We start from the raw sequence: 25,303 nt of genomic DNA on the forward strand, positions 1-25,303 counted from the left end.
AGTTGTCTGCGCAGGTCGTCCGGCTGGGGGTGTGGTGCTCTACGGAGGTCGCTGCGGCGACACCGCAGGCAGCGCGTCGGCGAAGAACGTGACGAGCCGGCGGACCACGCCGGCGAACTCCTCCAGGTCGGCGAGGTCGACGAACTCACCGGTCGCGTGGGCGCGGTTGGCGGCGAGACAGCCGGGCCCGAGGACGGTGGTGAAGGCGTCGTCCAGACCGGCCGCCCAGATGGCGTCGCAGGTGAAGCCGGGGTCGCCGGCCGCCGCCCGGGCTCCCGCGCGGGCCAGGAGTTCCTCGGCCCACGGGTCGGAGTCGTCCAGGGCGGGCAGGCCCTCTTTGTCCCAGCCGAGCCGGATGATCCGTGCCGCCTCTCGCGCTGTACGCGCGAACTCGCGGGTAGGGGCGAAGAGTTCGGTGAAGCGCTGCAAGCCGTCGGCGACGTGCCGGGCGACCTCGGTCTTCAGGCGGTCGCCGTCGGCGGTGCGGCGGTACGACAGGTTCAGCAGCAGCGTGCCGGTGCCGTGGACGCGGTTGTGCGTACGGCCGGTGTGCAGTCCGGCCACGCACACCCGCGTGCCGGGTACTGTCCCGTCGAGGCGGGCGGCGAGGTGCTGGGCCAGGAATCCCAGCAGCACGGTGGCGTTGTGTCCGGCGTCCGGGTGGTCGTCCACCGCGTCCTGGCCCGCGACGGTGATGCGCGCGGTCATCGCGGCGGTGGCCCGGGGCAGCGCGCGCAGCCCGGTCGGCTCGCAGAACACGTTGAGGCGGCCGTGGTACCCGGCCTCCAGCAGCGGGCGGGTGCCGTAGGTGCCCAGGGCGCCGCCCTCCTCCCCGGCGACGGCTTGGAGCAGGACGGTGACGTCCCGTCCGACGGCGGGGTGGGACGCGGCGGCCCGCAGGCCGGCGAGCAGGGCCACGGCGGGTCCCTTGGCGTCGACCGCGCCCCGGCCGGTGAACCGCACGCCGTCGAAGGCGGGCGGGGTGTGCCCGGCGACGGTGTCCAGGTGGACGTTGAACATCACGGTGTGCGCACGGGGACGCTCGGGTCCCAGCCGCAGCAGCAGGCTGGGCTGGTCGGCGAGGAAGCGCGGATCGCGGGCGGCGGCGCGGACCGTGGACGGCACGCCCGGGCGGTTCAGGCAGGCGGCGGGCGGACCGGCGAGGCGGAGGGTGCTGAATCCCGCTTCGGCGGCGGCCGTCGCGTACCGCTGGAGGATCTCGGGCAGCCGGGACGGCGGATCGTCCGGGCCGGCCTCCAGGGGGTTGACGCTCGGCAGGCGCAGCAGGTCCAGCAGCAACCTTCGGTGCCGGCCGGTGAAGAGGTCGCTCACACCGGGCCGTCCAGCGGGCCGGTGACCGGCTGTCCGGCGCCCAGCAGCCCGGCGAGCGCCTGGCCGGCCCGGACGAACAGGTCGGCGGCGTCCTCACCGGCCCGGGCCAGCCCCTCGTGGGGGCGAACCGCGAGATGGGGTTCGAGGGACAGTGCTCCGGTGTAGCCGTGGGCGGCCAGCAACTCCAGGCATTCCGCAACCCCGGCCTCGCCCGCGCCGGGCAGGGTGTAGGCGGTGCCGCCGTCCGGAGTGCGGACGGCGTCCTTGATGTGCACGTGGACGACGTACGGGGCGAGGTCGCGGAGCATGTCCGGGGCGCGGTAGCCGTACGGGACGCCGTTGCCGGTGTCGAACAGCAGTCGCAGGGCGGGGCTGTCCACGGCGCGCACCAGTCGTAGCGCGCGGTCGGCCCGGTCCCCGGCCCAGCCCGCGCAGTTCTCGTGCGCCAGTACCAGGCCCGCGCGCTCGGCGCGGTCCGCCAGGACGGCGGTGCGGGCCAGGACGCGGTCGGCCCAATCGGTCTGCGTCAGACCGTCGTTGGGGTACGACATGATCCGCACCAGACGGCAGCCGAGGGTGGCGCAGCGCTCGGCCAGGACGTCGAGTTCCGCCAGGTCCTGGCCGAGGTCGCCGGTGATGGGACGGGACCAGTTGCCGATCCGGGAGGCGACGGCGGTCACGGTGACGCCTTCGTCCGCGAGCCGCCGGGCCAGCGTGCCGAAGGCCGCCGCGGAGAGGTCGGCGAGAGCGGTGCCGTCGACCGTGCGCAGTTCGATGGTGTTCCAGCCGAGCCTTCGCAGCGCTGCCAGTTGCCCGTCGGTGCCGGGTGCCGCCTCGTCGCCGATGCCGGTGAGCTGCCCGAACCTTCGGACGCCGGGCTCGGCGGCGCCGTGCCGGGACATGTCAGCGGCTCCCGGCGCCGGCGCGCGGGGTGACGGCGCAGTGTTCCCGGGCCGCGCACAGCAGCCGGGTGGTCGCGCAGGCGAGCGGGAAGTTCCCGACGCCCCCGGCGCCGGAGGAGAAGCCGCGGTAGACGTCGTCCAGGAAGGCGGTCAGGGCGTCGTCCCGGAAGACGTGGTGGCCGATCCCGGGCATTCCGTCCGTGTCGAGGGCGTGGTGGCCGATCCCGGGTACTCCGTCCGCGTCGAGGACTCCGGTCGGCGGGGCAGCCGTACCGCGGCCGAAGGGGGCGACGACCAGCTGCGCGTGGTCGTCGTCCTCGCTGAGGGGGAAGTGGGCCGTGGCCGTCCCGCCGTCGAACTCGCAGACGACGCTGCGTTGCCGGACGGGGGCGCCGAGGTCGGAGCGCAGCAGCGTCACCACGCCCGAACGGTGCTCCAGTTCGATGTGCGCGCCGCCCAGGTGGGGCAGTCCGCGGTCCCCGCAGCGCAGGTCCCAGCAGCGCGCGGCCCGGAGTTCGGCCGGTCCGGCCAGATCGAGCGCGAGCGCCAGGGAGTGGGGGATCTCCACGTCCAGGGCGGACGGATGCCCGTCGGTCGCCAGGGACCGCAGGAAGCGGGGCTTGTGCTGGTCGACGGTGATACGGCGCAGCGAGCCGAGCAGTCCGCCGCTCACCAGCCGGCGCAACCGGCCGGCGAGCCGGGAGGTGATCCAGTGGGCGACGGTCACGAGATCGAGCCCGGCCTCCTGACGCAGCCGGATCAGGGCGTCGAGTTCGTCCCTGGACGCGGCGAGTGGTTTCTCCACGATCATTCGGCGGAAGCCGTGTCCGGCCAGCTCCGCGAGGAGGTCGTAGCGCAGCCGGGGTGGTGTGCACACGTGGACCACCGCGGTGGCGGGGTCCACGTACCGCAGGGCCTGTTCCAACGTGGTGACGGCCGTGACCTCGCCGGGCGTGCCCAGGAGCCGCAGACTGTCGGCGCGCGGGTCGCAGCCGACCGCGGGCAGCGCGACGAGCGGATGTCCCGTGGCCGCGGTCCGCCGGGCCAGACTGCCGAGCGTGTGCAGATGCAGTCCTGATCCGGACCGGCCGAGCCCGACCACGAGGGGCTGCAGCACAGGGCCTCCTGAGAGGAGAACGGGAAGGAAACGGGCGCGCGAAAAGCGCTGAGCCGCGCACAACTCCGGTGCGCCGCACCACTGTTGCGGCCGCGAGCGGAAATGGTCAAGACATCCGGAACGCCATTCCCCAGAACGTGTGAAGATGATCCTTTCCTTTCTCCGTCGACCGGAAGTCCGATTAGCGTGGGCATTCCACTGACACGACGGAGACAGGTGAGAGATTGCCTTCCGGTGGACAGATTTCGGCGCGCTCCGAGGGTGCATCACCGTCTGTGCCGAGAACGCCCGATCGAATTCCCTTCTTCTCCCAGGCCGCGACTTTCGAACGACTGTGGCCGTCCATCGAAAAGGCGTTGGACGACGTTTTCCACAGCGGCAAGTTCTCCCACGGAAAACAGGTCGGACAGCTCGAGGCGGCGCTCGCGGACCACACCGGCGCCCGGCATGTGATCGGCGTCAACAGCGGCACCGACGCGCTGGTGTTGCTGCTGCGCGCCTGCGGACTGCGCCCCGGCGACGGTGTCCTGGTGCCGGCGTACTCGTTCTTCGCCACCGCCTCGGCCGTCGTACTGGCAGGCGGAGCACCGCAGTTCGTCGACATCGATCCGAAGACGTACGCGATCGACCCCGCGGCGCTGGAGGCGGCCGTCACTGCGCGCAGCCGGTTCGTGATGCCGGTGCATCTGTTCCACACGATGGCCGACATGGCGGCCGTCACCGCCGTCGCCCGGCAGCACGGCCTGACCGTCGTCGAGGACAGCGCCGAAGCGATCGGCATGCGCCGGCACGGAGTGCACGCGGGCCTGCACGGGGCCGGCGGCGTCCTGTCCTTCTTCCCCTCCAAGACGCTCGGCGCGCTCGGCGACGCGGGAGCCGTGCTCACCGACGACCCGGAGGTGGCGGCCACCGTCGCGGCGCTGCGCCACCACGGCAGGACGGGCCGCACGCTGAACAACTTCCCGGCCATCTCCACCGAAAGCGCCCTGCCCGGCGCGAACAGCAAGATGGACGACATCCAGGCGGCCGTCCTCCTCACCAAGCTGTCCCTGCTGGAGGAGCACATCGCGCGCCGGGCCGAACTGGCGGACGCGTACACCGCCCGGCTGCGGGGCGCGCCGGGGATCGTCCGCCTGCCCCGGACCACCGCCGGACCACCGGACGACCGCGACGTGTACTACGTCTACCTGATCGAGACCGAGCACCGGGACGCCCTCGTCGACCACCTCGCCCGGCACGCCATCGGAACGGAGGTCTACTACCCGGTGCCCCTGCCCCACCAGCCCGCCTTCGCGCACCTGGGCCACCGGCAGGGCGAGTTCCCCCACGCCGAGGCGGCGGCCCGGCACGCCGTCGCCCTGCCCTTCCACCCCGATCTCGGATCCGACGACCTGGACCGCGTCTGCGACACCGTCCGCTCCTTCCTCGCCGGAACGAGGACGACCGCATGACCGCATCGCCGAGTCCCGCCGTCCCGTTCTTCCCTCCCGCCCTCTTCGAAGCCGACCGCCCCGCGCTGATCGGGCTGGTCCGCGAGGTGGGCCTCGACCCGGAGCAGCGGTTCATCCTGGGCAGGCGCACCGCCGCCTTCGAGGACCTGCTGCGCGAGGACCTGGGGGCCGCCGACGTGGTCGCCTGCTCCAGCGGCACGTCGGCGCTCTCGCTGGTGCTGCGGGCCATGGACGTAGGTCCCGGTGACGAGGTGATCGTGCCGGCGTTCGGCTGCGCGCCCCTGGCCGCCTCGGTGGTCGGCTGCGGGGCCACACCGGTCTTCGCCGACATCCGGCCGGACACCATGACCATGGACCCGGACGAGGCGGAGCGCCTCGTCACCGAGCGGACCAAGGCGGTGATGCCGGCCCACATGTTCTCCGTCATGGCCGACATGCCCCGCTTCGCCGAACTGGCCCGACGGCACCGGCTGCGCCTGCTGGAGGACTCGGCGGTCGCCCAGGGCGGCGTGCTGCGGGGCGTCCCGGCCGGGTTGTGGGGCGACGCGGGGCTCTACTCCTTCGTGCAGGTCAAGACCTGCGGCATGCCCGGCGAGGGCGGCGTGGTCGTCACCCGGGACCCGGCACTGGGCGAGAGAGTACGGATGCTGCGCAACCACGGCCAGTACGCCGGTCGCCGGTTCGTCCACCACGCCGTCGGGCTCAACAGCCGCTTCGACGAGATCCAGGCCGCCTTCCAGACCTACCGCTACTCAGGTTTCCCGGCGCGGCTGGCGCGACGGGCGGAGATCGCCGCGTACTACACCGAACGCTTCACGCCGCTGGCCGGCCGCGGTGTGGTCCCGCCGCCGCCCGGCAGGGACGGCCGGTGCTTCTACGTGTACACGGTCCTGGCCGAGGACCGGGAGGCCCTCGAAGCCCACCTGGCCGAGCGGGGGGTGGCGACACACGTCTACTATCCGTGCCCCCTGCCCGCCCACCGTGCCTTCGCCCCCTACGCGTCGCCCGGTGCCCGCTGGCCGCGCGCCGAACAGGCTGCCCGCCGCCATCTCGCCCTTCCGGTGCACCACTTGCTGACCGACGCACAGGTCGAGCAGGTCGCCGACCTCGTGTGCGCCTTCGCCACCGAGCGCGGCTGACCGGCGACCGGCCGCCTCGGACACCGTTGACCAGCGACCGCCCGCCTCGGACACCGTCGACCCGCGACCGGCCTCCTCGTCCATCGCGCTGCCCGGGCGAGCGGCCCCCCCTTCGGACGCAGACACCCCCAAGAGGTCACCCATGACGGACAGCATCGCGGCCGGCCGTCCCGCCGCGACCGCCCACGGCCACAGTCGGCTGCGCGCCTACGCGCGGCTCGGCAAGCTGGACGTGTACGACTACTACCTCGGCATCTTCCTCGCCCTGACCGCCGCGCTGTTCCCGGCCGGCGCCTTCACCGCCCGGCAGGCACTGGTGATGGCGGTGTTCCTGGCCGGCGAGGTCGCGGTCCTCATGGCGATGGTCGCCCTGGACGACGTCACCGGGTTCCGGGACGGCAGCGACCTCGCCAACTACGGCCCCGACAACCCACTGCGCAGCAAGGCACGCAAACCCCTGGTAGCCGGGGCACTGACGGTGCCCCAGGCGCTGCGTTTCGCCTGGGCCTGCGCGGCGGCCGGGGCGGTGCTCTGGGCGGGTGCCGCCGCGCTCGCGCCGCACCACCCGCTGTGGGCGCTGGGGACGGCGGGCGCGCTGTTCGTGGTGTCGCTGCAGTACTCGTACGGGCTGAAGATCAGTTACCACGGCTTCCAGGAGGTGTTCCTGGTCGCCCTCGGCGCCGTGCTGGTGATCGTTCCCTACGGCCTGGTGACGGGGGGCTTCTCCGGATTCCTGATGGTGCAGGCGGTGCTGTTCGGGTTCGGGCCGCTGATGTTCGGCGTCTACTCCAACACCAACGACGTGGCCGGCGACCGGGCCGTGGGCCGACCGACCGTGGCCGCCCTGGTCTCGGAGCGGGGCAACGCCGTCTTCATCGGAGCCCTGTCCGTCGCCGAGTTCCTCATCGGCGCGGTCGCCTCGGCCACCGGGGTGGCCCCCTGGTGGTTCGTGCTGTTGATGCTGCCGGCGACCGCGCTGCGAGCCCGTCAGTACCTGACCGGGTTCGTCCGCAGCGACATCATGACCGCCCGCCGAACGGGCTTCGCGGTGCACCGGCTGAGCGTCGTGCTGATGACCGTGGCCAACGTCGTCGTCGGAACGGGAGCCGCCCGATGAAGCCCGAACTCGATGTCGCCGTCGCCGGGGGAGCCGCCGCATGAAGCCCGAACTCGACGTCGCCGTCGTCGGCGCGGGCATCGCCGGCCTGACCGCCGCCCACGAACTGCGCCGCGCCGGGCTGGCCGTCCGGGTGTACGAGCAACTGCCGGACGTCGGCGGCCGGATGCGCAGCATCCGCCAGGAGGGTTGGACGGTGGACACGGGCGCCGAGCAGGTCCCGTCCCGCGGTTACCGCGCGACCTGGGAGCTGCTGCGACGGCTGCGCGTCACTCCCGCGGACGTGCCCAGGGTCGGCGGAGCGGTCGCCGTCTGGCGCGGCGGACGGCCCCACCTGGGCGTCGGCGAGAGCACAGCCGTGGTCACCGGAGCGGGCCTGTCCTCCCGGGCACGGCTCGACCTGGCCGCCTTCTCCGCCTGGACCGGCCGCCGCCGCGCCGCGTTCGACGGTGACCGTCCCGAAACCAGCCCGCTGGGCGCCGCCACCGTGCGGGAGATGGCCGCCCGCTACCACCGCGACGTGCACGACTACCTCTTCCAGCCGGTCGCCGGCTGTTTCTTCGGCTGGGACACCGCCCGGTCGACGGCCGCCCCCATGGTCAGTCTGCTGCTGGAGGCCGGTTCCCCCGCCGCCTGGCGCACCTACCGCGACGGCATGGACTTCCTGGCCCGCCGCCTGGCCGCCGACGCCGAGGTCGTCACCGGCCGCGCCGTACGCGAGGTCACCGACGCGGGCGGGCACGCCGTACTGCGGTTCGACGACGGGCAGGTCACCGCGCGGTCCGCCGTGCTCGCCGTACCGGCACCCGTCGCGGCGGCCCTCCGCCCGGACGCCCCCGCCGACGAGCAGCCCTTCCTCACCTCCTGCACCTTCACGCCCATGCTGAAGGTCAGCTGCCTCCTGGACCGCCCTCTCGCACCGGCCGCCCGGCGGCCGGTGCACATCCTGCTCACCCCGGCCGCCGAGGAGGACGTGCTCTCCGGAGTCGTCGTCGACCACGCGAAGGACCCCGGCCGGGCCCCCGCCGGCCGGGGCCTGGTCACCCTCGTGGCCGCTCCACGCCGAGTCCGCGCGCTGCTGGACGCCCCTCCCGACGAGGCCGCCGACCTCCTGGTCCGCGCGGCGGAACGCTATGTCCCGGGCATCGGCGACGCCTGCCGCCACCGTCTGGTGCACGCCTTCCGCCACGGCCTGCCGGAGGCCACACCCCAAGCCCTGCGGGAACGCGCCGGCTTCCTGTCCCGGCCGGCGCGCGCCGTGGAGTACGCCGGCGACTGGCTCACGCTGCGGCCCGCCTCCGAAGGAGCCGTGCGGGCGGGCGCGCTGGCCGCGTCCCGCGTCCTGAGCAGGCTCGGACGGAACACCCCGGCCGGCCACGACCGATCGGAGGAGACCGTTGCGACCGCATGACATGGGCACCCTGTTCGACGAGGCGGCGGCGGGCGGCGCCCGTACCGTCGTCCACCTGGACCGGCCCTTCGACATCGCCCCGCATGCCGGCACCCGGTGGACCGTCACCGAACTCGCCGGCCTGGTCCGCGCCACCGCGGCCCGCCTCACCGACGCAGGGGTCGGGCCCGGGGACCGCGTGGCGATCGTGAAGGACAACCACTGGGACTACGACCTGCTCGCCTGCGCCGCGGTCCGCCTCGGTGCCGTGCCCGCGCCGCTGTCCGCCCGTCTCGACACCGCGAACCTCGTCACCCTGCTGGAGCGGCTGCGGCCCGCAGCGCTGATCACCACCGCCGCGGTGCTGGCCCGTTGCCGGGACACCGCCGCCGGCGAACCGGCCCCGATCGTCGTCACCGTCGACTCCGCCGCGCCCGGCGCGGCCCACCTGGCCGCGCTGGACGCGTCCCGCCCCTGCGCACCGGTGCGGCGGCACGACGACGAACCGCTGGTCGTCCATCACACCTCGGGGACGACCGGCGTGCCCAAGCTGGTGGTTCACTCCACGCGGACACTCGTGCACAAGCTGGCCCGCTTCGAAGCGGTGCGCTATCCGGGCATCGGCCTCCGCCCGGACGACGTCCTGGCCAACGCCAGCGCCTACGGACACGGACGCACCTTCTGCTGGACGGCCGTCGTCGTGTCGCTCGCGCTCGCCGAAATCCTGATCCTCACCGGAGACGACCCGGAGGCCGCCGACCCGCTCCTGCGGGCCCACCCGCCCACCGTCGTCGAAGCCCTGCCCGCCTCCTACATCCGGCTGCGGCCGCTCACCACCCGGCTGGACAACCCCTTCCGGCGTGTCCGCCTCTACATCAGCACCTACGACGCCGTGCACCCGCCGGCCCTGCGCGCGTACCTGACCGCCAGCCGCCGCGCCCGCCCGCTGTGGATGCAGGGCTGGGGCCAGACCGAGACCGGACCGCTGACCTTCCGCTTCCACACGCGGCGCTCCGCGCTCGCCCCGGACGCGGAGACCACGGCGCGCCGGCTCGGCCGTCCCGTTCCGGGCCGCACCCGGCTGCGCGCGGTGGACCCGGACACGCTGCGCCCGGTGCCGCGCGGCCGCCTCGGCCTGCTCCTCGTCCGCACCCCCGCCCTCGCCCTGGGGTACGTCGGCGAACAGGACCGCTGGGACACCAAACGCGTCGGCGACTGGTGGTCCACGGGCGACATGGGCGTGCACCACCGCGACGGCAGTGTCAGCGTCCTCGACCGCGCCGCCGACACCCTGCCCGGTATGAGCTGCCTGCGGACCGAGGACGTACTGGAGCAGCGACTGACGCAGGCCCTGGAATGCGTGATCCTCGGCGCCCCGGACGGCGATCCGCTGCCCGTCGTGGTCACCGCCGACGGCCGGCTGGACCCGGATGCCTGGAAACAGGCCACACAGGGACTGCCCGCGCTGCGCGACCCGACCGTCCTCACCTGGGACGAGGTGCCCCGCACCGGAACCGGCAAGGTCCGCCGCGCGGCCCTGGCACGCCGGCTCACCGGCGCGGCGCCCGCCGGCACCGGCCGGTGGACGTGACCGGGCCGCCGTCCGACGAGGACGGCCTGTGCGGGCTGTCCGACGGCGCCGGCCTGCCAGGGTCCCTGTCCGACGGCGCCGGCGCTCCGGGCCGCTTTGCGAGAGGGGTCTCGCCGGAGCGGCCGGCTCCCGCCCGGGTGGGCGCCCGGGCAGGCGCCCGGGTAGGCGCGCCCCCGCCGGGCGCATGCCGGCGGTATCCAACGCGCCGGTGCCGGACGCCGGGCCCCGTCCGGCCGCACCTGACGACGCCGGGCCTGACCGGGCAGCGTTCTCACGAGAGGATCCACACCGTGTCCCAGCCCGCTCCCGCCCGGGAGGGCACCGACCCGGTCTTCGGCAACGGCACCGCGCACAGCCGCGACCAGCACTCCTGCCTGGCTGCCGCCTACGATCCGGTGACCCTGCCCCGCCTGGCGGCCGCCGGTGTCGGCCCGGGCTGGCACTGCCTGGAGGTCGGCGCCGGCGGCGGCAGCATCGCGCGCTGGCTGGCGGGCCGGGTGGCACCGGGCGGCTCGGTGCTCGCCACCGACCTCGACCCGCGCGACCTGGCACCCGGCCCGCGCCTGGAGGTCGCCGCCCTCGACGTGGCCCGCGACCCGCTGCCGGAGGCGGTCTACGACCTGGTGGTGGCCCGCCTGGTCCTGCAGCACCTCCCCACCCGGGACGCCGTCCTGCACAAGCTGGTGCGCGCTCTCAAACCCGGCGGCCTGCTGCAGATCGACGAGCTCGACGCCTCCTACGAGCCACCCCTGCTGACCCCGGACGCGCAGGCCGAGGCGCTCTATGTCCGGTTCCTGCGGGCCAAGACGGCCGCGCTGCGCGCCGCGGGCGGCGATCCGCACTGGGGACGCAAGGTGCCTGCTGCATTCCGGGCGGCGGGGCTGACCGCCATCGACGTCCACCTCCACATCGGCGTACGGCACGCCCGGGACCCCGGCCTCGGACTTCAGTTGAACCACACCCGCAACCTCCGGGACCGGCTGACGGAACAGGGCATGACCCAGGAGGACCTGGACCGCGTGGGACGGCTGATGCGGGACCCGTCCTTCCGCGCCGCATCCAGCGTCCTGTACTCGGTGCAGGGCCGCCGGCCCGGCCGGGGGCGATCGTGACGCCACACCTGCGCGCCGCGGCCCGGCCGGCCGTCGCCGCCACGATCGCCGGCCGGCTGCTGCGGCACGCCGCGCGGGACCTGCCGGAGACGCGCGGCCCGGGCCGGGATACGCCGCGGTACACCGTCGACTGGGCGGGGCCGGTCGGTGCGGACCTGCCGGACGAGCGCGCCGTACAGGCCGCCTGCGGTCTCATGGAGGTCCACGGCCGGGCGACGGGCGGGCCGCTCCCGCTGGCCGTCGACTACGCCTCGGTGGTGGCGGGGGTGCTCGCCGCCCAGGGCGCCACCGCTCTCCGCGTCGCGCGGGCCCGCGGCCTGGACCTGCGCGAGGTGCGGACCTCTGTGGCGCAGGGGGCCCTTCTGGCGGTCGGGCAGTACCTCGCCGCCGAGACGGCCCGCGACAACTCGGGTCCGCCCGAGCCGGATGCGCCGGCGCCGTCGACGGCCGGACCGGACGCGCTGCCGACGGGCGGTCTGGCGACCCTGGAAACGTCCGACGACGCCCGAGTGGAGGTCGAGACCCTCGACCCCCTGGCGTGGCGGGAGTTCTGGGTCCGGCTCGGCGTGGTCCCCGCGCTCGCCGGCCGTGGCTGGCTGCCGTTCCAGCAGCGGTTCGCCACCGCCGTCTGCCCGCTGCCGGACGAGCTGCGCCGGGCCGCCCGCCGCCGCACGCTGGCGGAGCTGAGGGCCGCCGCGCATCACACCGGCGTCAGCCTCCTCACCGTCGGCTCCGACCCGGCCCCCGCCGTCCGCCCGGCCGCCTGGTGCCTCACTCCGGTGCCGGCACCTTTCCCCGGGGCCCGGGGACACCCTGACACCGCCGTGCGCGGCCCACGCCCGGCCGTCCCGCTCTCCGGTGCCGTCCTGCCGCTGACGGGCCTGCGGGTGGTGGAGTCCACCCGCAGGGTGCAGGGCCCGCTCGCCGGGCACGTCCTGCGGATGCTGGGCGCCGAGGTGGTCCGGATCGAACCGCCCGGCGGCGACCCGATGCGCTGGCTCCCTCCGCTGGCGGGGGACTGCTCGGCCCGCTTCTCGGCTCTCAACGCGGGCAAGCCGGTGATCGAGGCCGACCTCACCGCCGCGCGGGGCCGCGACACGGTCCGCGCGCTGGCCGCCGAGGCCGACGTCTTCCTGCACAACTGGGCCCCGGGGAAAGCCTCGCGGCTCGGCCTGGACGCAACCGACCTGCTGCCCGGCCACCCCGCCCTGGTGTACGCCTGGGCATCCGGCTTCGGGGACGCCTTCGGCGACCGGCCGCCGCCCCTGGGCACCGACTACCTCGCCCAGGTGCACAGCGGCCTCGCCGCGGCGGCACGGCCGGCCGACCAGCCCCCGGCCCCCTCTCTGATGACCCTCACCGACGTGCTCGGCGGACTGGTGTGCGCGCAGGGGGTGCTGGCCGCGCTGGCTGCCCGGGAGGCAACCGGCCGGGGCAGCCGCGTCGACTCCTCCCTGGTCTCCGCCGCCGCTCTCGTCCCCCGCCCCGCACACCGGCCCCGCTGGACGGCACTGGACCGGCCGCTGCGCACGGCGGACGGCCATCTGTACCTCGGTCCCGAGGCCCGGGCGTGCCCCGAGGCAGTGCTCCGCCTGCTGGACGGCGTCGGACCCACGGCCGCCGAGGACCACACGGCCCGCTTCGCGCGCCGCACCACCGAACAGTGGACGGCACGGCTGGCCGAGGCCGGTCTGACCGCGACCCCCGTACTCACCGATCTGACGGCTCCGGCCCGCGACCCGGCCTTCCGGGCGGCCGTCGCACCACCTGATCCGTCCACCGGCCACGCCCGCCCGTACGCCCCCTGGGAGTTCGCATGACGGCCGCCCCCGAGACCCGGCACCGTATCGCCCCGTCCGCGAGCCGGGCCGCGCAGCCGGTGTGGACCTCACGCGCCGGCGTGCCCTTCCCGGATCTGGTGCCCCACGCCCAACGACGTGCCTGGGTGTCGGCGAGCCTGTGCCCCGACACCGACCTCTACGCACTGTTCACCGGCCGGGTCCATGAACACCCGGACCGCCAGGCGCTGGTGGACGACGCCGGAGTGCTGTCCTACGCGGCGCTGGACGCCGAAGTCCGCCGGATCGCCGCCTTGTTCGCCCAGGCGGACCTGGGAGACGGAGACGTGGTGGCGCTCCTGCTGCCCAACGGGCGCGACGCCGTGGCCGCGGAACTCGCCGTCTACGCGATCGGCTCGGTGGCCCTCCCGATCCCCCCGGGCGGCGACGACCGCGACGTCCGGGCGCTGCTCGCCCGCTCGCGGGCCCAGGGCGCCGTCCTCGCATCGGCCCGCCTGACACAGGCCGTCGCGGATCTTCCGTACCTGCGCACCGTGTTCACCCCCGGCCCGGGCGACGCACGGACGCACGGACTGCACTCCCCGCCCATCCCCACCCGGCGTCCCTGGCGGCCACGGCCGGCCGACCCGTACGGGCCCGCCCGCATCCTGGTGTCGTCCGGTTCCGAAGCCGAGCCGAAGATGGTGGCCTACAGTCATCACGCCCTGGCCGGCGGCCGTGCGCGGTACGTCCGGAGCCTGCACCCCGACACCACACTGCCGCCCCGCCACCTCGTCCTCGCCCCGCTGGCCTCCTCTTTCGGTTCCCTGGGCACACCGGTCACCCTGGCCGCCCTCGGCGGCACCCTGATCGTGCGGTCGGCCTTCGACCCGGCGGGAGCGCTGCGGACGGTCGCCGAGCAGCGTCCCACCCACCTGTTCGCGGTGCCCACGATGCTCCGGCGTATCGCCGACCTCCCGGCGCGGCCGGACGAGGACACATCGTCATTACGTGCCGTCGTCTCCAGCGGCGCCCCCCTGCCTGCGGCCACCGCCCAGGCATGCCGCGAACGGTTCGGCCGACCGGTGGTGACCGTGTACGGCTCGTCGGACGGCCTGAACTGCCACACGGCGGGAGAACACCACCCGCCGGGCGACAGCGTCGGCACCCCGGACCCCGCGGTGGCACGCATCCGGATCACCGGACCCGACGGCACGCCGCTGCCCACCGGGCGGACGGGTCAGATCGAGGCCCTGGGCCCCATGACACCGCTGTGCTACGTCAACGCACCGGAACTGGACAGCCGTTACCGCACCTCCGACGGCTGGGTGCGCTCGGGCGACCTCGGTCTGCTGGACGAGCGCGGAAGGCTGCACGTCCTGGGCCGGCTCAAACGCATCGCTGTGCGCGGGGGGCTCAACATCAGTCTCGCCGAGGTCGAACGCGAGCTGGGTACCCATCCGGCGGTGGCCGAGGCGGTCTGCGTCCCGGTTCCCGACCCGGACCTCGGGGAACGACTGTGCGCCTGCGTCCGCCCGGCCCCGGGCACACCCGTCCCCACGCTGTCCGACCTCACCACCCACCTGGAGGGCCGTGGCCTGGCCCGCCGGAAACTCCCCGAACGCCTCCTGGCGGTGGACGAGATGCCCCTCGGCCCCAGCGGGAAGGTCTGCTACCGCACCCTGACGTCCCGGGCGACCGCGTGCTCAGCCCGGGAAAGACCGCGGGGCGCTCGTGAGGCCGATGAGAGCAGCGGGGGCAGATCCCCCACATCGCGATGATCGTGGCGGCGGAGCCACCGATTCCCGGCTCAACCGAGGGGCTGCCCGGCGATCACGTCGGCCGGTGTCACACTGCGGGTGACCAGGGAGTGGGCGATCTCGGTGAGACGGACCTGATTCCTGCTCCCATAGGCGCTGAGCCGGCGGGCCGCATCGCCGATCGTGGTCTGCCCGTACTGCGCGACCATGCCCTTGGCGATCTCCAGCTGGGCCTTCGCCGCGATCACGCCCTGGACGCGGGTGACCACGTCCTCGCCGTCCGTCGGCTCGATGGACCAGTGCATCAGAGCCAGCGCAGCGGAGTCCGCGAGGGCCTGCGCGAGATGTACGTCGTCCTCGGCCAGGCGCCCCGGGCGCCGGCGGAGCAGCGTGAGGGCTCCCAGCGGACGCTCGTGCAGACGCACCGGGACCGCCTGCAGGGACTCGTACCCGGCGTCGGCCATCGCGGTGGCCAGTTTCGGCCAGCGCTCGTGCTCGGTGGCCATGTCGGGAACGCTCACCGGCTCCACGGCTCGATAGCAGTCCACGCAGGGGCCATGGCCGTTCTGCAGCCGCAGCAGTTCGGCGAAGACGTCGTCCTCTTCGGTCGTCGCCATGGTCTTCAGGCTGCCGCGGGCGTCCGCGATCATCACACCCGCCTCGTCCACGTCCAGCAGATCCTGGCAGGTGTGGACCAGACGCCGGAAAAGTTGCAGAGGGTCGAACTCTGCGGCATAGGTGTCCGCCAGGACGACGAAGGCCTGCGCCAGCCGACGCTCGCGATTCATGGTCGCCTCCCCGGCGCTGTCGATGCGTGTACCGGCACGCGTACCGGCCGTTCAGTCATCGCGGAGGTCCATGCTGCGGTCGACGATCGCCCGAGCCACTTCCATGGCGGTACGGCCCTGGGCGAAGGCCCGCGCACGCAGACGCAGGAGCGCTTCCTCGGCGCTCACTCCCAGCTGCATCATGATCATCCCGGTGGCTTGATGTACCTCCTCCCGGTCCGATTCCGCTCCTGCCAGCCACGTTACGACTCCTTCGGGGTCCGGGGAAGCTTGCTCGAGAGCGATGACGGCGAGAGTGACCGCGTCGGCGACGAGCATGGCCGTGCGGAGACGGTCCGCGCTCAGAGAGCCCGGCGTCGCGCGGTAGAGGTCCAGCGTGCCCAGCGCGCTGCCGGCGCTTGCCAACGGCAGGGAGAAGACCGCCTCGACCCCGGCCTTCGCCGCCTGTATCGAGAAGAGCGGCCACCGGCGCCGGTCCGCGGCACGAGGCAGGTTCGTCGCGAACACGGGTGCATGGAGCCGGGCCGCCTCCCTGCACGGTCCTTCACCGAGGGTGAACTGGATTTCCGCCAGCCGGGCGGCGACATCGTCGCTGGCGCACAGGACGACGCCCGTCGAGCCGCCCCCCAGTACCGAGACGGACAGCCCCGACACCTCAGGGAGCAGCGCGAGGCAGGTTCGGCACAGGGCGCCGGGCACCTCGGCCGGAGGCAGTCCGCGCAGATCGGCGATGAGCGCGTGGGCGATGCGGGCACGCTCGACGTCCGCCTCTTGCTCGGGGTCTCCGCCGCCCAGCAGGTCGTCCCCCGCCATGCCCATCACCTCCCGCGGCCGGTCCGCATCAACGGTTTCACCCGATCTTGGCAAAGGCAAGCAGCCATGCCCCCCGCCGACCGGCGGGAGGCGGACGACCGGATCGGTTCGGGCTGCGTCCTCGTACCGGGCGGGTGCTCGCGGTCGTGGTGACCCCACGGGAACTCCGGCACTCGGCTTGAGACAGCCGCACAACCTGGCGTCGGCGCCCCTGCCGCGTCGGGGTCCCTACACGTCGGTCATGTGCTGCCGGATCCCGTGCGCTGGTAGATGTCGGGGATGCCGTCGGCGTCCTCGTCGAGGTTCTCCTCCTCGTACAGGCGCCGGTAGACGGCGTTCCTGCGGCGCAGGAGCAGGCCGGCCAGCAGGGCGGCGGTGAGCGAGGCGATCAGGACGGCGGCCTTGACGTGTTCGCCGACGGCCGTGCCGGGGAAGGCGAGCTCGCCGATGAGCAGGGCGACCGTGAAGCCGATTCCGGCCAGGGTCGCCAGGGCCAGGACGTCGGCCCAGGCCAGGTCCGAGTTCAGCCGCGCGCGGGTGAAGCGGGCTGCGAGGTAGGTCCCGGCGAAGATGCCGAGGATCTTGCCCGCGACCAGTCCGGCGATCACACCGAGGGGTTCGGGGGTGGTGAACACCTCGCCCAGCGCGTCGCCGGAGACGGCGACCCCGGCGGCGAACAGCGCGAACAGTGGTACGCACAGGCCGGCGGAGAGCGGGTGCAGCAGATGTCCGGTGCGTTCCGCGGGTGATTCCTTCTCGTCCCGGTCGCGGACGGTGCGCAGGATCAGGCCCATGGCGACTCCGGCGACGGTGGCGTGGATGCCGCCGTTGTAGAGGAGCGCCCAGATCGTCACCCCGAGCGGGACGTACCACCACCAGCCCCGCACCCGCTGCCGCTGCAGGACGTAGAAGACGGCCAGCCCTGCGAACGCCCCGGCCAGTGCCCAGTAGTTGAGGTCGGACGTGAAGAAGAGGGCGATGATCAGGATCGCGCCGAGGTCGTCGACCACCGCGAGGGTCAGAAGGAAGGCCCGCAGGGCGGTCGGCAGGTGGGTGGAGATGACCGCCAGGACCGCCAGGGCGAAGGCGATGTCGGTGGCCATCGGCACCGCCCAGCCGTCCATGCTGCCGCCGCCGGCCGCGACCGTGACGGCGTAGAAGGCGGCGGGTACGGCCATGCCGCACACGGCGGCGATGACGGGCAGCGCCGCCGTCGCCGGGGTGCGCAGTGAGCCGACGACCAGCTCCCGCTTCAGCTCGATCCCGGCGACCAGGAAGAAGACGGTCAGCAGCCCGTCGGAGGTCCAGTGGCCGACCGAGAGGTCCAATCCCAGTGCGGGTATCCCGAAGTGGAAGTCGCGGATGGTGGTGTACGCGCCGCTCAGCGGAGTGTTCGCCCATACCAGCGCGACCACCGCGGCGGCCAGCAGAACGAGGCCGCCCACCGTCTCGGTGCGCAGGGCCCGGGCCACTGCCTGCCGTTCGGGCCAGGAGAGGAGACCGAGGAACGGGGTGCGGGGCGGCGTGGCGGCCAAGGCGGCGAACCTCCGGGGTATCGGCGAACGGGCACACGGCCCTACGGACGCCGACCAGACTTCCCGGCACACCCCGCGCCTCCCCGGCGCGTTCCGCACACCCTAACCGGAGCGGGTCCGTCGGCATACCCCCGCCTCGTCCGCCGAAAACGGGCAGGCGGCGAGCACCGGTGGGCGTACTCCAGAGAGATACCGGTGCGGACGGGGTACACACGGGGCCTGGAGTGATCGCGTCGGGCAGGAGGTCGCAGTGACGCTTTCGGACGTGGTCTACCTCTGTCTGGGCCTGGGGGCGCTGGGGGCGGCCGTGCTGCCCCGGGTGGTGTCCAAGCGGCCGTTGTCGCTGCCCATGGTCTTCCTCGCCGCGGGGGTGCTGATCGAGTTGCTGCCGGTGGGCGTGCCGGCTGTGGATCCCGTGCGGGATCGCCTGTGGGTCGAACACACCACCGAGGTGTGTGTGATCGTGTCGCTGATGGGCGCGGGGCTGGCCATCGACCGGCCCTTCGGATGGCGCCGGTGGTCGAGCACGTGGCGCCTGCTGGGCATCACGATGCCGCTGACCGTGGCCGCCGTCGCCCTGCTGGCCTGGGGGCTGCTCGACTGGCCGCCCGCTGCCGCTCTGCTGGTGGGGGCCGTGCTCGCGCCCACGGATCCCGTGCTGGCCGGTGAGGTGCGCGTGGGCGAGCCGCTCGGTACCGAGCGCGACGAGGACGAGGTGCGGTTCTCCCTGACCAGCGAGGCGGGGCTGAACGACGGACTCGCCTTTCCGTTCGTCTACGCGGCGATCGCCCTCGCGGCGGCGGCCGGGACGGGGTGGTCGGGGGACTGGATCGGTTCGTGGGCGCTGACCGACCTGCTGGGCAAGTGCGCTGTGGGGCTGGCCGTCGGGGGAGGTGTCGGCTGGTTGCTGGGGTGGATGTTCTTCCGGGTGCGTACCTCGGCGCTGCGGCTGTCCGAGCACATGGAGGGCTTCGTGGCGCTGGGGGCCACCTTCGTGTCGTACGGCATCGCCGAGGTGCTGCACGGCTACGGCTTCCTGTCCGTGTTCGTGACCGCCTGCGTGATCCGCGCCGCCGAGCGCAGTCACGGCTATCACAAGGTGCTGCACGAGTTCACCGAGCAGATCGAGCGGTTGCTCACGGCCGTGCTGCTGTTCCTGCTCGGCGGTTACCTGGTGGCCGGCGCCTTGTCCGCCCTGACGCTGGGAGGCGCGCTGCTGGGCGTGCTCGTGCTGCTGGTCGTGCGGCCGCTGACCGGATGGCTGGCACAGGCGGGAAGCGCCGTGGGGAAGAAGGAGCGCGCCGTGGTCGCCCTGTTCGGGATCCGTGGCATCGGCTCGCTTTTCTACCTGTCCTACGCCCTGGGGCAGGACTCCTTCGGCGGGCTGGAGCGGGAGCTGTGGGCGGTCGTCGCCCTCACCGTGGTGATCTCGGTGGTGCTGCACGGAGTCATGGCGACCCCGGCCATCGGTTACCTGGACCGGCGGCGCGACGGGGCGGAGCCCGGCGGCCGGTCGTAGGCGGCTGATCGCAGGCCGTCGCTCGTGGCGGCAGACGTACGGGCCCGTACCCACCAAGGCGCGAGGTGGGTACGGGCCCGTACCGGAGCCGGGCCGCCGGGGGGCGGTCAGACGGTGGTCTTCGCCGACTCCTGGTCGCCGTCGCCGCCGATCTCACCGGCCTTGCGGGCCCGGACGAACTCCAGGAAGGAGGCGAGCTCGCGCTTGACGACCGGGGCCAGCAGGTACAGGCCGATGATGTTGAAGACCGACAGCAGGAAGAGCGCGGAGTCGGCCAGGCTGATCAGCGAGTCGAGGGACATCAGGGAGCCCAGGATCACGAACAGGCTCCAGATGACCTTGAAGACGGTCTCGCTGGTCTTGCTCTTGCCGAACAGGTACGACCAGGCCTTGAGGCCGTAGTAGCCCCAGGTCAGGATCGTGGAGAAGGCGAACAGCAGCACCGCGATCGTGAGCACGGTCGGGAACCAGGGCAGCACGGTCTCGAAGGCGTCGGAGGTGATGGTGACGCCGCCGATGTCCTTGCCCTCGCGGGCCTCGCCCCAGCTGGCCGGGTCGGCGATGACGATGGTCAGCGCGGTCATGGTGCAGATGACGACCGTGTCGATGAACGGCTCCAGCAGGGCGACCAGACCCTCGCTCGCGGGGTGGTTGGTCTTGACCGCGGAGTGGGCGATCGGGGCGGAGCCGAGACCGGCCTCGTTGGAGAACGCGGCGCGCTGGAAACCGATGATCAGGGCACCGAGCACACCGCCGACGACGCCGTCGGCCTGGAAGGCGCCCCGCAGGATTTCCTGGAAGGCGTCCGGCACCGCGGTGACGTTGCCCAGGATGACGACCAGGCAGGCCACGATGTAGATGCCGGCCATCGCGGGCACCAGCCGGCTGGTGACCGACGCGATGGAGCGGATGCCGCCGAGCAGCACGAGACCGACCAGCGCGGAGACGACCAGGCCGAAGAGGACGGCACCGGCGGAGGAGGCCAGGAAGCCGTCCTCGCCGCCGAAGGTCGAGGAGATCTGCGCGTAGCTCTGGTTGGTCTGGAACAGGTTGCCACCGAACAGACCGAAGAAGAGGATCATGATCGAGGCGAGGACGGCGAGCACCTTGCCGAGCTTGGCGCCGCCGCTGCCGAAGCGCTCCTTGAGGCCCTTGGGCAGGTAGTGCATCGGGCCGCCGGAGACGGTGCCGTCGGCGTGCACCTCGCGGTACTTCACGCCGAGGGTGACCTCGACGAACTTGGTGGCCATGCCGAGCAGGCCGCACAGGATCATCCAGAACGTGGCGCCGGGGCCGCCCCAGGAGACGGCCACGGCCACACCCGCGATGTTTCCGAGGCCGACCGTGCCGGAGACGGCGGCGGTCAGGGCCTGGAAGTGGTTGACCTCGCCGGTCGACCCCTTCTCGTCGTACTTCCCGCGCACCACGTCGAACGCGAGTCTGAACTTGCGGACCTGTACCAGCCCGAACCAGCCGGTGAAGACCAGGCCGGCGACGACGAGCCAGGCGACGATGAGGGGAAGTTGGGTTCCGCCGACGGGAACCGCGTAGAAGACGACGTCTCCGAGCCACTTGGCTATGGGTTCGAAGAAATCGCTGACGGCTTCGTCCACGTTCTGGGTGACGGAGTCGAGTGACACAGTGGCTACCTCGATGGTGCGAGCCCGGGGCACGGGGAAGTGCCGCCGGTCGATGTGCGGTCTCTGAACGAACGCCGTTGTCCGATCGGCGACGCTGGGTGGGCTGTCCGCGGATGCGGATCGTGATCACCCGGGTCTTGCTGCCGGTGCATGCCGACCGCTCCGCGCTGTGGTGCCGAGCGGTTCCACCTGCGGAGTTGCGCAGTTCTACCACGGCCTTTGCCATGGCATGGGTGATGCAAGTCACATGACTCGCAGTTACGGTCGAAAATGCCAGCGAGCGATATCGGACCGTTATGCGGAGCCCGAGATCCGTTCATCGGACACCTATTGAGAAGTCGGCCGTGCTCACGGTTGCCGCCGCGATGTAAGGCACCTCCGGCCGGAGCGCACTCGGAGGCGCCTACCCAACCCCCGGCCCCCGATGCCCCCTGACGGCGAACGGACCGGAGCGCGTCAGAGCTCCTGGGCGGGCCAGTCCAGCAGCCGCGCTCCGATCACCGCGGTCTGCAGCATGTAGCGGTTGGCCGGGTCGGCCGGGTTGGCGCCGGTGAGCTTGTGGATGCGTTCCAGTCGGTAGGTCAGGGCCCGCACGCTGAGGGTGAGACGGCGGGCCGCCTCGGCGGCCACACAGCCGGAGTCGAAGTAGGCGGCGAGGGTGTCCAGGAGGGGCTGGGCGCCGCCGCGGGCCGTGGTGAGCGGACCGAGGGTGGCGAGCACGAGTTCGGCCATGGCCTGCCGGTCGCGGGTGAGGACGGGGTAGACGAGCAGGTCGGCGGCGCGCAGGACCGGGTCCTCCAGTTCCAGGCGCTCGGCGAGTTCCAGGGCGTTGAGCGCCTCCTCGTAGGAGTGGACGACGCCGCCGGGGCCGGACTGGGGGCGGCCGATGGCGACCCGGCCGCCGTCGGTGGCGGCATACGCCTGCTTCGCGAAGTGGGCGAGAACCTCGTCCTGAGGGCCGGGGGCGATGCACAGCAGTCGGCCGTCCTTGGTGGTGAGCAGGATGCTGCGGTCGCCGAAGCGGGAGATGAGGGCGCGTTCCACCTGGCGGGGTACCGGGTCGCCCTCCTCGTAGGCGGTCGGGCCCTCGGCGACGGCGACGGCATGGGCGTGCGAGAGGCGCAGGCCGAAGCGTTCGGCACGTTCGGCCAGGCGCCCGAGGTCGCTGCGGCCGTAGAGGAGGTCGTCGATGAACTCGCGGCGTGCCGCCTCCTCCTGCCGTACGGCCTGGCGCTGAGCTCGCTCGAAGCCCTCGGCGAAGGCGTCCGTGGCCTGCTGCACGGCGGCCAGGACGCTGTCCGCCGAGGTGAGGCCGGCCGGCCAGGCCGCGCGTGCGGCGGTCAGATGGGCGCTGACCAGGGCCCGCAGTCCGTAACCGGCGTCGGCCGCCTGCTCCCCGAGGGCCCGGCGTGAGGTGAGTTCCTCCCGGGTGAGGCGCCGGCCGGTGGCCGCGACCTCGGTCAGTATCCGGGCGTAGCCCGCCAGATACTCCTCCGGAATCTCCAACTCAACCATGGTTCCCCCGAGTTCCTGACGCGCCGCTGACGGCTTCCTTGGCCGCTGACCGGCATGCAGACCTTAGACAACACTGCCGGGATCCGGCAATGCGCGGGTCTGCTCCGGCGATGCAGGATGGGTCGCGGGGAGCACTACGGGGGATTCCGGTGCCGGACACCGGCAGGTGCCCGACACCGGAAACCCTGCGAGAGCGATGCGCCTCCGAACACGGTTGACGGGCAGTGCTGACGGGACGGGAGGGGTACGGCATGCGGACGTTGCTGTCGGTCGTCACCGGTCCGCCCACGATTCTCCTGACCGCCGCCCTCGTCGTGCTGCTGTGCTTCTGGCTCCTCGTCGCGGCGGGCTTCACCTCGGCCGGCACCTTCGACGCGGACGCGAACCTCCGTGCCTGGGGCATGGGCGGCGTACCCGTGGCGGTGGCCGTCTCCACGCTGACGGCCGTGGCCTGGTTCCTGAGCGTCGGAGGCGGCCTCCTGCTCGCCGCGTGCACGCCGCCGTGTCCCGCCACCGGGCTGCTGCGCATGGTCCTGCCCGTCGCGGCCCTGCCCGTCGCATGGCGACTGACCTGCCGGTTCGTACGCCCTCTGCACCGGCTCTTCCCCGACGAACCCGGCTCGCCCGATCGCGGCGAGGCACGGGATCACGTGCACCACGCCGCCTGAGCAGTGCCCCGTCGGCCGTGCCGTCGGCCCTCTCACGCTTCGATTTTCCTCACGCCTCAAGGACGTTTCCCATGAATGTCATCCTCCTGGGCGTCGGCGTGCTCGTCGCCGTCACCCTGCTCGCCGTACTGGTCGTCTCCGTGCTGTTCCGCAAGGTGGAGCAGGGCAAGGCGCTGATCGTCTCCAAGCTGCGGAAGGTCGACGTGACCTTCACCGGGCAGGTCGTGCTGCCCGTGCTGCACAAGGCCGAGGTGATGGACATCTCGGTGAAGGCCATCGAGATCACGCGGACCGGCAAGGACGGTCTGATCTGCCAGGACAACATCCGCGCCGACATCCGGATCACGTTCTTCGTGAAGGTCAGCAAGACCGTCGAGGACGTCATCAAGGTCGCGCAGGCCGTCGGCACCGCGCGGGCGAGCGACCGGGACACACTGCAGGAGCTGTTCCACGCGAAGTTCTCCGAGGCGCTGAAGACCGTCGGCAAGCAACTGGACTTCACCGACCTGTACACCAAGCGCGAGGAGCTGCGGTACCGGATCATCGAGGTCATCGGCGTCGACCTCAACGGCTACCACCTGGAGGACGCGGCGATCGACTACCTGGAGCAGACACCGGTCGCCCAGCTCGACCCGGCCAACGTCCTCGACGCCCAGGGCATCCGCAAGATCACCGAGTTGACGGCCGTGGAGCACGTGCGCACCAACGAGTTCCAGCGCCACGAGGAGAAGGAGATCACCCGGCAGAACGTCGACGCCCGCGAGGCCATCCTGGAGCTGGAGCGCCGCCAGGTCGACGCGGAGACCAAGCAGAAGCGGGAGATCGCGACCGTACGGGCCCGGGAGGAGGCCGAGACGGCGCGGGTGGTGGAGGAGGAGCGGCTGCGGGCCCAGGGCGCCTTCCTGGCCACCGAGGAGAAGCTCGGCGTGCAGCGTGAGAACCAGGCCCGCGAGGTCGCCGTCGCCGCAAAGAACCGCGAGCGGGTCATCGCCATCGAGAACGAGCGCATCGAGAAGGACCGGCTCCTCGAAGTCATCGGCAGGGAACGGGAGACGCAGCTGACCCGGATCGCCGCCGAGAAGGAGGTCGAGGCGGAGAAGCGGGACATCGCCGAGGTCATCCGCGAGCGTGTCGCCGTGGACCGTACGGTCGCCGAGCAGGAGGAGTCCATCAAGAAGCTGCGGGCCGTGGAGGAGGCGGAGCGGCAGCGACAGACCGTGATCATCGCCGCCGAGGCCGAGGCGCAGGAGAAGCTGGTCAAGGACATCAAGGCCGCCGAGGCCGCCGAGCAGGCCGCCACGCACCGGGCCGCCGAGGAACTGACTCTGGCCGAGGCCCGGTTGAAGACGGCCGACCTCGACGCGCAGGCCAAGCTCCGCCTCGCCGAGGGCATCCAGGCCGAGGCGGCCGCCGAAGGGCTCGCCGCCGTCCAGGTCCGCGACAAGGAAGCCGACGTCACCGAGAAGGCGGGCCGCGCGGAGGCCGCCGCCACCGAGGCCCGGCTGCGGGCAGAGGCGGAAGGCGCGCAGGCCCAGGCCCTGGCGGAGGCCGCGGCCATCGGCGAGAAGCTCAAGGCCGAAGCCGAGGGGCTGACGCAGAAGGCCGCCGCCATGGCCGCCCTCGACGACGCCTCACGGGGCCACGAGGAGTACCGGCTGCGCATCCAGGCCGACAAGGAGATCCGCCTCGCCGGGCTCGACATGCAGCGGCAGGTCGCCGAGGCCCAGGCCACGGTGCTCGCCACCGGCCTGGAGAGCGCCGACATCAGCATCGTCGGCGGCGAATCGGTCTTCTTCGACCGGCTGATGTCCTCCATCGCGCTCGGCAAGGGCGTCGACGGATTCGTCCAGCACTCCGAGACCGCTCAGGCACTGGCCCGGCCCTGGCTGGACGGCACCTCCAGCTTCACCGACGACCTGGGCCGCATCCTCGGCTCGGTCTCCACGGCCGACGTTCAGAACCTGACCGTCTCGGCGCTGCTGCTGAAGCTGATGAAGACCGGCGGGACCGACTCGGGGCAGCTCCAGCAACTGCTCGACCGAGCCGGGGAGCTGGGCCTGGCGGACAAGCCGCTCACCACCCTGAACGGCAGCGCCGTCCACGCCTGAACCGCCCCTTCACGTCCGGAGCCGCCGC

The 25,303-nt window shown here is 72.9% G+C and carries 19 protein-coding genes; 11 read left to right on the forward strand and 8 right to left on the reverse strand.

Going from position 1 to position 25,303, the window contains the following annotated elements; genetic code table 11:
• Nucleotides 1–39 precede the first annotated feature (39 nt).
• The 3 genes from ACFY9S_RS22995 to ACFY9S_RS23005 are packed head-to-tail and all read right to left on the reverse strand — an operon-like array spanning nucleotide 40 to nucleotide 3,351.
• Nucleotides 40–1,332 carry a M20/M25/M40 family metallo-hydrolase gene (locus ACFY9S_RS22995; RefSeq protein WP_391131461.1) on the reverse strand — a complete coding sequence of 431 codons (1,293 nt, stop codon included), beginning with the start codon at nucleotides 1,330–1,332 and terminating at the stop codon, nucleotides 40–42.
• Complete coding sequence (locus ACFY9S_RS23000; protein WP_391131463.1) at nucleotides 1,329–2,234, reverse strand: TIM barrel protein; 906 nt, start codon at nucleotides 2,232–2,234, stop codon at nucleotides 1,329–1,331. The genes ACFY9S_RS22995 and ACFY9S_RS23000 overlap by 4 nt, the downstream gene beginning before the upstream one ends.
• Before the next feature lies 1 nt (nucleotide 2,235).
• Nucleotides 2,236–3,351 carry a Gfo/Idh/MocA family oxidoreductase gene (locus ACFY9S_RS23005; RefSeq protein ID WP_391131465.1) on the reverse strand — a complete coding sequence of 372 codons (1,116 nt, stop codon included), beginning with the start codon at nucleotides 3,349–3,351 and terminating at the stop codon, nucleotides 2,236–2,238.
• A 356-nt stretch (nucleotides 3,352–3,707) separates the two neighbouring features.
• On the opposite strand from ACFY9S_RS23005, the gene ACFY9S_RS23010 reads away from it, so the two are divergent.
• From ACFY9S_RS23010 to ACFY9S_RS23045, 8 genes are all read left to right on the forward strand, one after another.
• The gene (locus ACFY9S_RS23010; RefSeq protein ID WP_391131467.1) at nucleotides 3,708–4,802 is read left to right on the forward strand and encodes an aminotransferase class I/II-fold pyridoxal phosphate-dependent enzyme; all 1,095 of its coding nucleotides are present in this window, start codon (nucleotides 3,708–3,710) and stop codon (nucleotides 4,800–4,802) included.
• Nucleotides 4,799–5,941: an aminotransferase class I/II-fold pyridoxal phosphate-dependent enzyme gene (locus ACFY9S_RS23015; RefSeq protein WP_391131469.1), complete on the forward strand. Its 1,143-nt coding sequence runs from the start codon at nucleotides 4,799–4,801 to the stop codon at nucleotides 5,939–5,941. The genes ACFY9S_RS23010 and ACFY9S_RS23015 overlap by 4 nt, the downstream gene beginning before the upstream one ends.
• 142 nt (nucleotides 5,942–6,083) lie before the next feature.
• The gene (locus ACFY9S_RS23020; protein WP_391131471.1) at nucleotides 6,084–7,058 is read left to right on the forward strand and encodes a UbiA family prenyltransferase; all 975 of its coding nucleotides are present in this window, start codon (nucleotides 6,084–6,086) and stop codon (nucleotides 7,056–7,058) included.
• A gap of 40 nt (nucleotides 7,059–7,098) precedes the next feature.
• On the forward strand, nucleotides 7,099–8,469 hold the full coding sequence (locus ACFY9S_RS23025) for an FAD-dependent oxidoreductase (RefSeq protein WP_391131473.1): 1,371 nt from the start codon (nucleotides 7,099–7,101) through the stop codon (nucleotides 8,467–8,469).
• On the forward strand, nucleotides 8,456–10,039 hold the full coding sequence (locus ACFY9S_RS23030; protein ID WP_391131475.1) for an AMP-binding protein: 1,584 nt from the start codon (nucleotides 8,456–8,458) through the stop codon (nucleotides 10,037–10,039). Before ACFY9S_RS23025 ends, ACFY9S_RS23030 begins: the two co-directional genes overlap by 14 nt.
• A 290-nt stretch (nucleotides 10,040–10,329) precedes the next feature.
• Nucleotides 10,330–11,151, forward strand: a complete 822-nt coding sequence (locus ACFY9S_RS23035) for a methyltransferase (RefSeq protein WP_391131476.1) — start codon at nucleotides 10,330–10,332, stop codon at nucleotides 11,149–11,151.
• On the forward strand, nucleotides 11,148–12,971 hold the full coding sequence (locus ACFY9S_RS23040; protein WP_391131478.1) for a CoA transferase: 1,824 nt from the start codon (nucleotides 11,148–11,150) through the stop codon (nucleotides 12,969–12,971). Before ACFY9S_RS23035 ends, ACFY9S_RS23040 begins: the two co-directional genes overlap by 4 nt.
• Entirely contained in the window at nucleotides 12,968–14,710 is a 1,743-nt protein-coding gene (locus ACFY9S_RS23045) for an AMP-binding protein (protein ID WP_391131480.1), read from the forward strand. Before ACFY9S_RS23040 ends, ACFY9S_RS23045 begins: the two co-directional genes overlap by 4 nt.
• A 29-nt stretch (nucleotides 14,711–14,739) precedes the next feature.
• Here ACFY9S_RS23045 and ACFY9S_RS23050 read toward each other — a convergent pair whose 3' ends face one another.
• The 3 genes from ACFY9S_RS23050 to nhaA all read right to left on the reverse strand — a co-directional run bounded on the left by ACFY9S_RS23050 (nucleotide 14,740) and on the right by nhaA (nucleotide 17,825).
• Entirely contained in the window at nucleotides 14,740–15,477 is a 738-nt protein-coding gene (locus tag ACFY9S_RS23050; protein WP_391131482.1) for a GAF domain-containing protein, read from the reverse strand.
• A gap of 51 nt (nucleotides 15,478–15,528) precedes the next feature.
• On the reverse strand, nucleotides 15,529–16,290 hold the full coding sequence (locus ACFY9S_RS23055; RefSeq protein WP_391131484.1) for a GAF domain-containing protein: 762 nt from the start codon (nucleotides 16,288–16,290) through the stop codon (nucleotides 15,529–15,531).
• Between the two features lie 239 nt (nucleotides 16,291–16,529).
• On the reverse strand, nucleotides 16,530–17,825 hold the full coding sequence (nhaA, locus tag ACFY9S_RS23060; protein ID WP_391131486.1) for a Na+/H+ antiporter NhaA: 1,296 nt from the start codon (nucleotides 17,823–17,825) through the stop codon (nucleotides 16,530–16,532).
• A 250-nt stretch (nucleotides 17,826–18,075) separates the two neighbouring features.
• On the opposite strand from nhaA, the gene ACFY9S_RS23065 reads away from it, so the two are divergent.
• Entirely contained in the window at nucleotides 18,076–19,344 is a 1,269-nt protein-coding gene (locus tag ACFY9S_RS23065; protein ID WP_391131487.1) for a cation:proton antiporter, read from the forward strand.
• 107 nt (nucleotides 19,345–19,451) lie between these two features.
• Here the strand turns inward: ACFY9S_RS23065 and ACFY9S_RS23070 are convergent, their stop codons facing one another.
• A complete protein-coding gene (locus ACFY9S_RS23070; protein ID WP_391131489.1) occupies nucleotides 19,452–20,984 on the reverse strand; it encodes an amino acid carrier protein in 1,533 nt (510 codons plus the stop codon).
• 456 nt (nucleotides 20,985–21,440) lie between these two features.
• On the reverse strand, nucleotides 21,441–22,499 hold the full coding sequence (locus tag ACFY9S_RS23075; protein ID WP_391131491.1) for a helix-turn-helix domain-containing protein: 1,059 nt from the start codon (nucleotides 22,497–22,499) through the stop codon (nucleotides 21,441–21,443).
• Between the two features lie 251 nt (nucleotides 22,500–22,750).
• Between ACFY9S_RS23075 and ACFY9S_RS23080 the strand changes: the two genes are divergently transcribed.
• Nucleotides 22,751–23,167 (forward strand): hypothetical protein, encoded by a 417-nt coding sequence (locus ACFY9S_RS23080; protein ID WP_391131493.1) that lies wholly within the window; start codon nucleotides 22,751–22,753, stop codon nucleotides 23,165–23,167.
• Nucleotides 23,168–23,238: 71 nt separating this feature from the next.
• The gene (locus ACFY9S_RS23085; protein WP_391131495.1) at nucleotides 23,239–25,275 is read left to right on the forward strand and encodes a flotillin family protein; all 2,037 of its coding nucleotides are present in this window, start codon (nucleotides 23,239–23,241) and stop codon (nucleotides 25,273–25,275) included.
• Nucleotides 25,276–25,303 lie beyond the last annotated feature (28 nt).

The sequence above is a fragment of the Streptomyces sp. NPDC012474 genome (genome assembly GCF_042955185.1).
GTDB classification, from domain to species: domain Bacteria; phylum Actinomycetota; class Actinomycetes; order Streptomycetales; family Streptomycetaceae; genus Streptomyces; species Streptomyces cahuitamycinicus.

What these genes read in the sequence shown, in the direction of transcription:
- ACFY9S_RS23085 (WP_391131495.1), top strand. Translation starts at nt 23,239, where the DNA reads ATGAATGTCATCCTCCTGGGCGTCGGCGTGCTCGTCGCCGTCACCCTG.
- ACFY9S_RS23045 (WP_391131480.1), top strand. Translation starts at nt 12,968, where the DNA reads ATGACGGCCGCCCCCGAGACCCGGCACCGTATCGCCCCGTCCGCGAGC.
- ACFY9S_RS23075 (WP_391131491.1), bottom strand. Translation starts at nt 22,499, where the DNA reads ATGGTTGAGTTGGAGATTCCGGAGGAGTATCTGGCGGGCTACGCCCGG.
- ACFY9S_RS23020 (WP_391131471.1), top strand. Translation starts at nt 6,084, where the DNA reads ATGACGGACAGCATCGCGGCCGGCCGTCCCGCCGCGACCGCCCACGGC.
- ACFY9S_RS23025 (WP_391131473.1), top strand. Translation starts at nt 7,099, where the DNA reads ATGAAGCCCGAACTCGACGTCGCCGTCGTCGGCGCGGGCATCGCCGGC.
- ACFY9S_RS23000 (WP_391131463.1), bottom strand. Translation starts at nt 2,234, where the DNA reads ATGTCCCGGCACGGCGCCGCCGAGCCCGGCGTCCGAAGGTTCGGGCAG.
- ACFY9S_RS23080 (WP_391131493.1), top strand. Translation starts at nt 22,751, where the DNA reads ATGCGGACGTTGCTGTCGGTCGTCACCGGTCCGCCCACGATTCTCCTG.
- ACFY9S_RS23015 (WP_391131469.1), top strand. Translation starts at nt 4,799, where the DNA reads ATGACCGCATCGCCGAGTCCCGCCGTCCCGTTCTTCCCTCCCGCCCTC.
- ACFY9S_RS23050 (WP_391131482.1), bottom strand. Translation starts at nt 15,477, where the DNA reads ATGAATCGCGAGCGTCGGCTGGCGCAGGCCTTCGTCGTCCTGGCGGAC.
- ACFY9S_RS23055 (WP_391131484.1), bottom strand. Translation starts at nt 16,290, where the DNA reads ATGGCGGGGGACGACCTGCTGGGCGGCGGAGACCCCGAGCAAGAGGCG.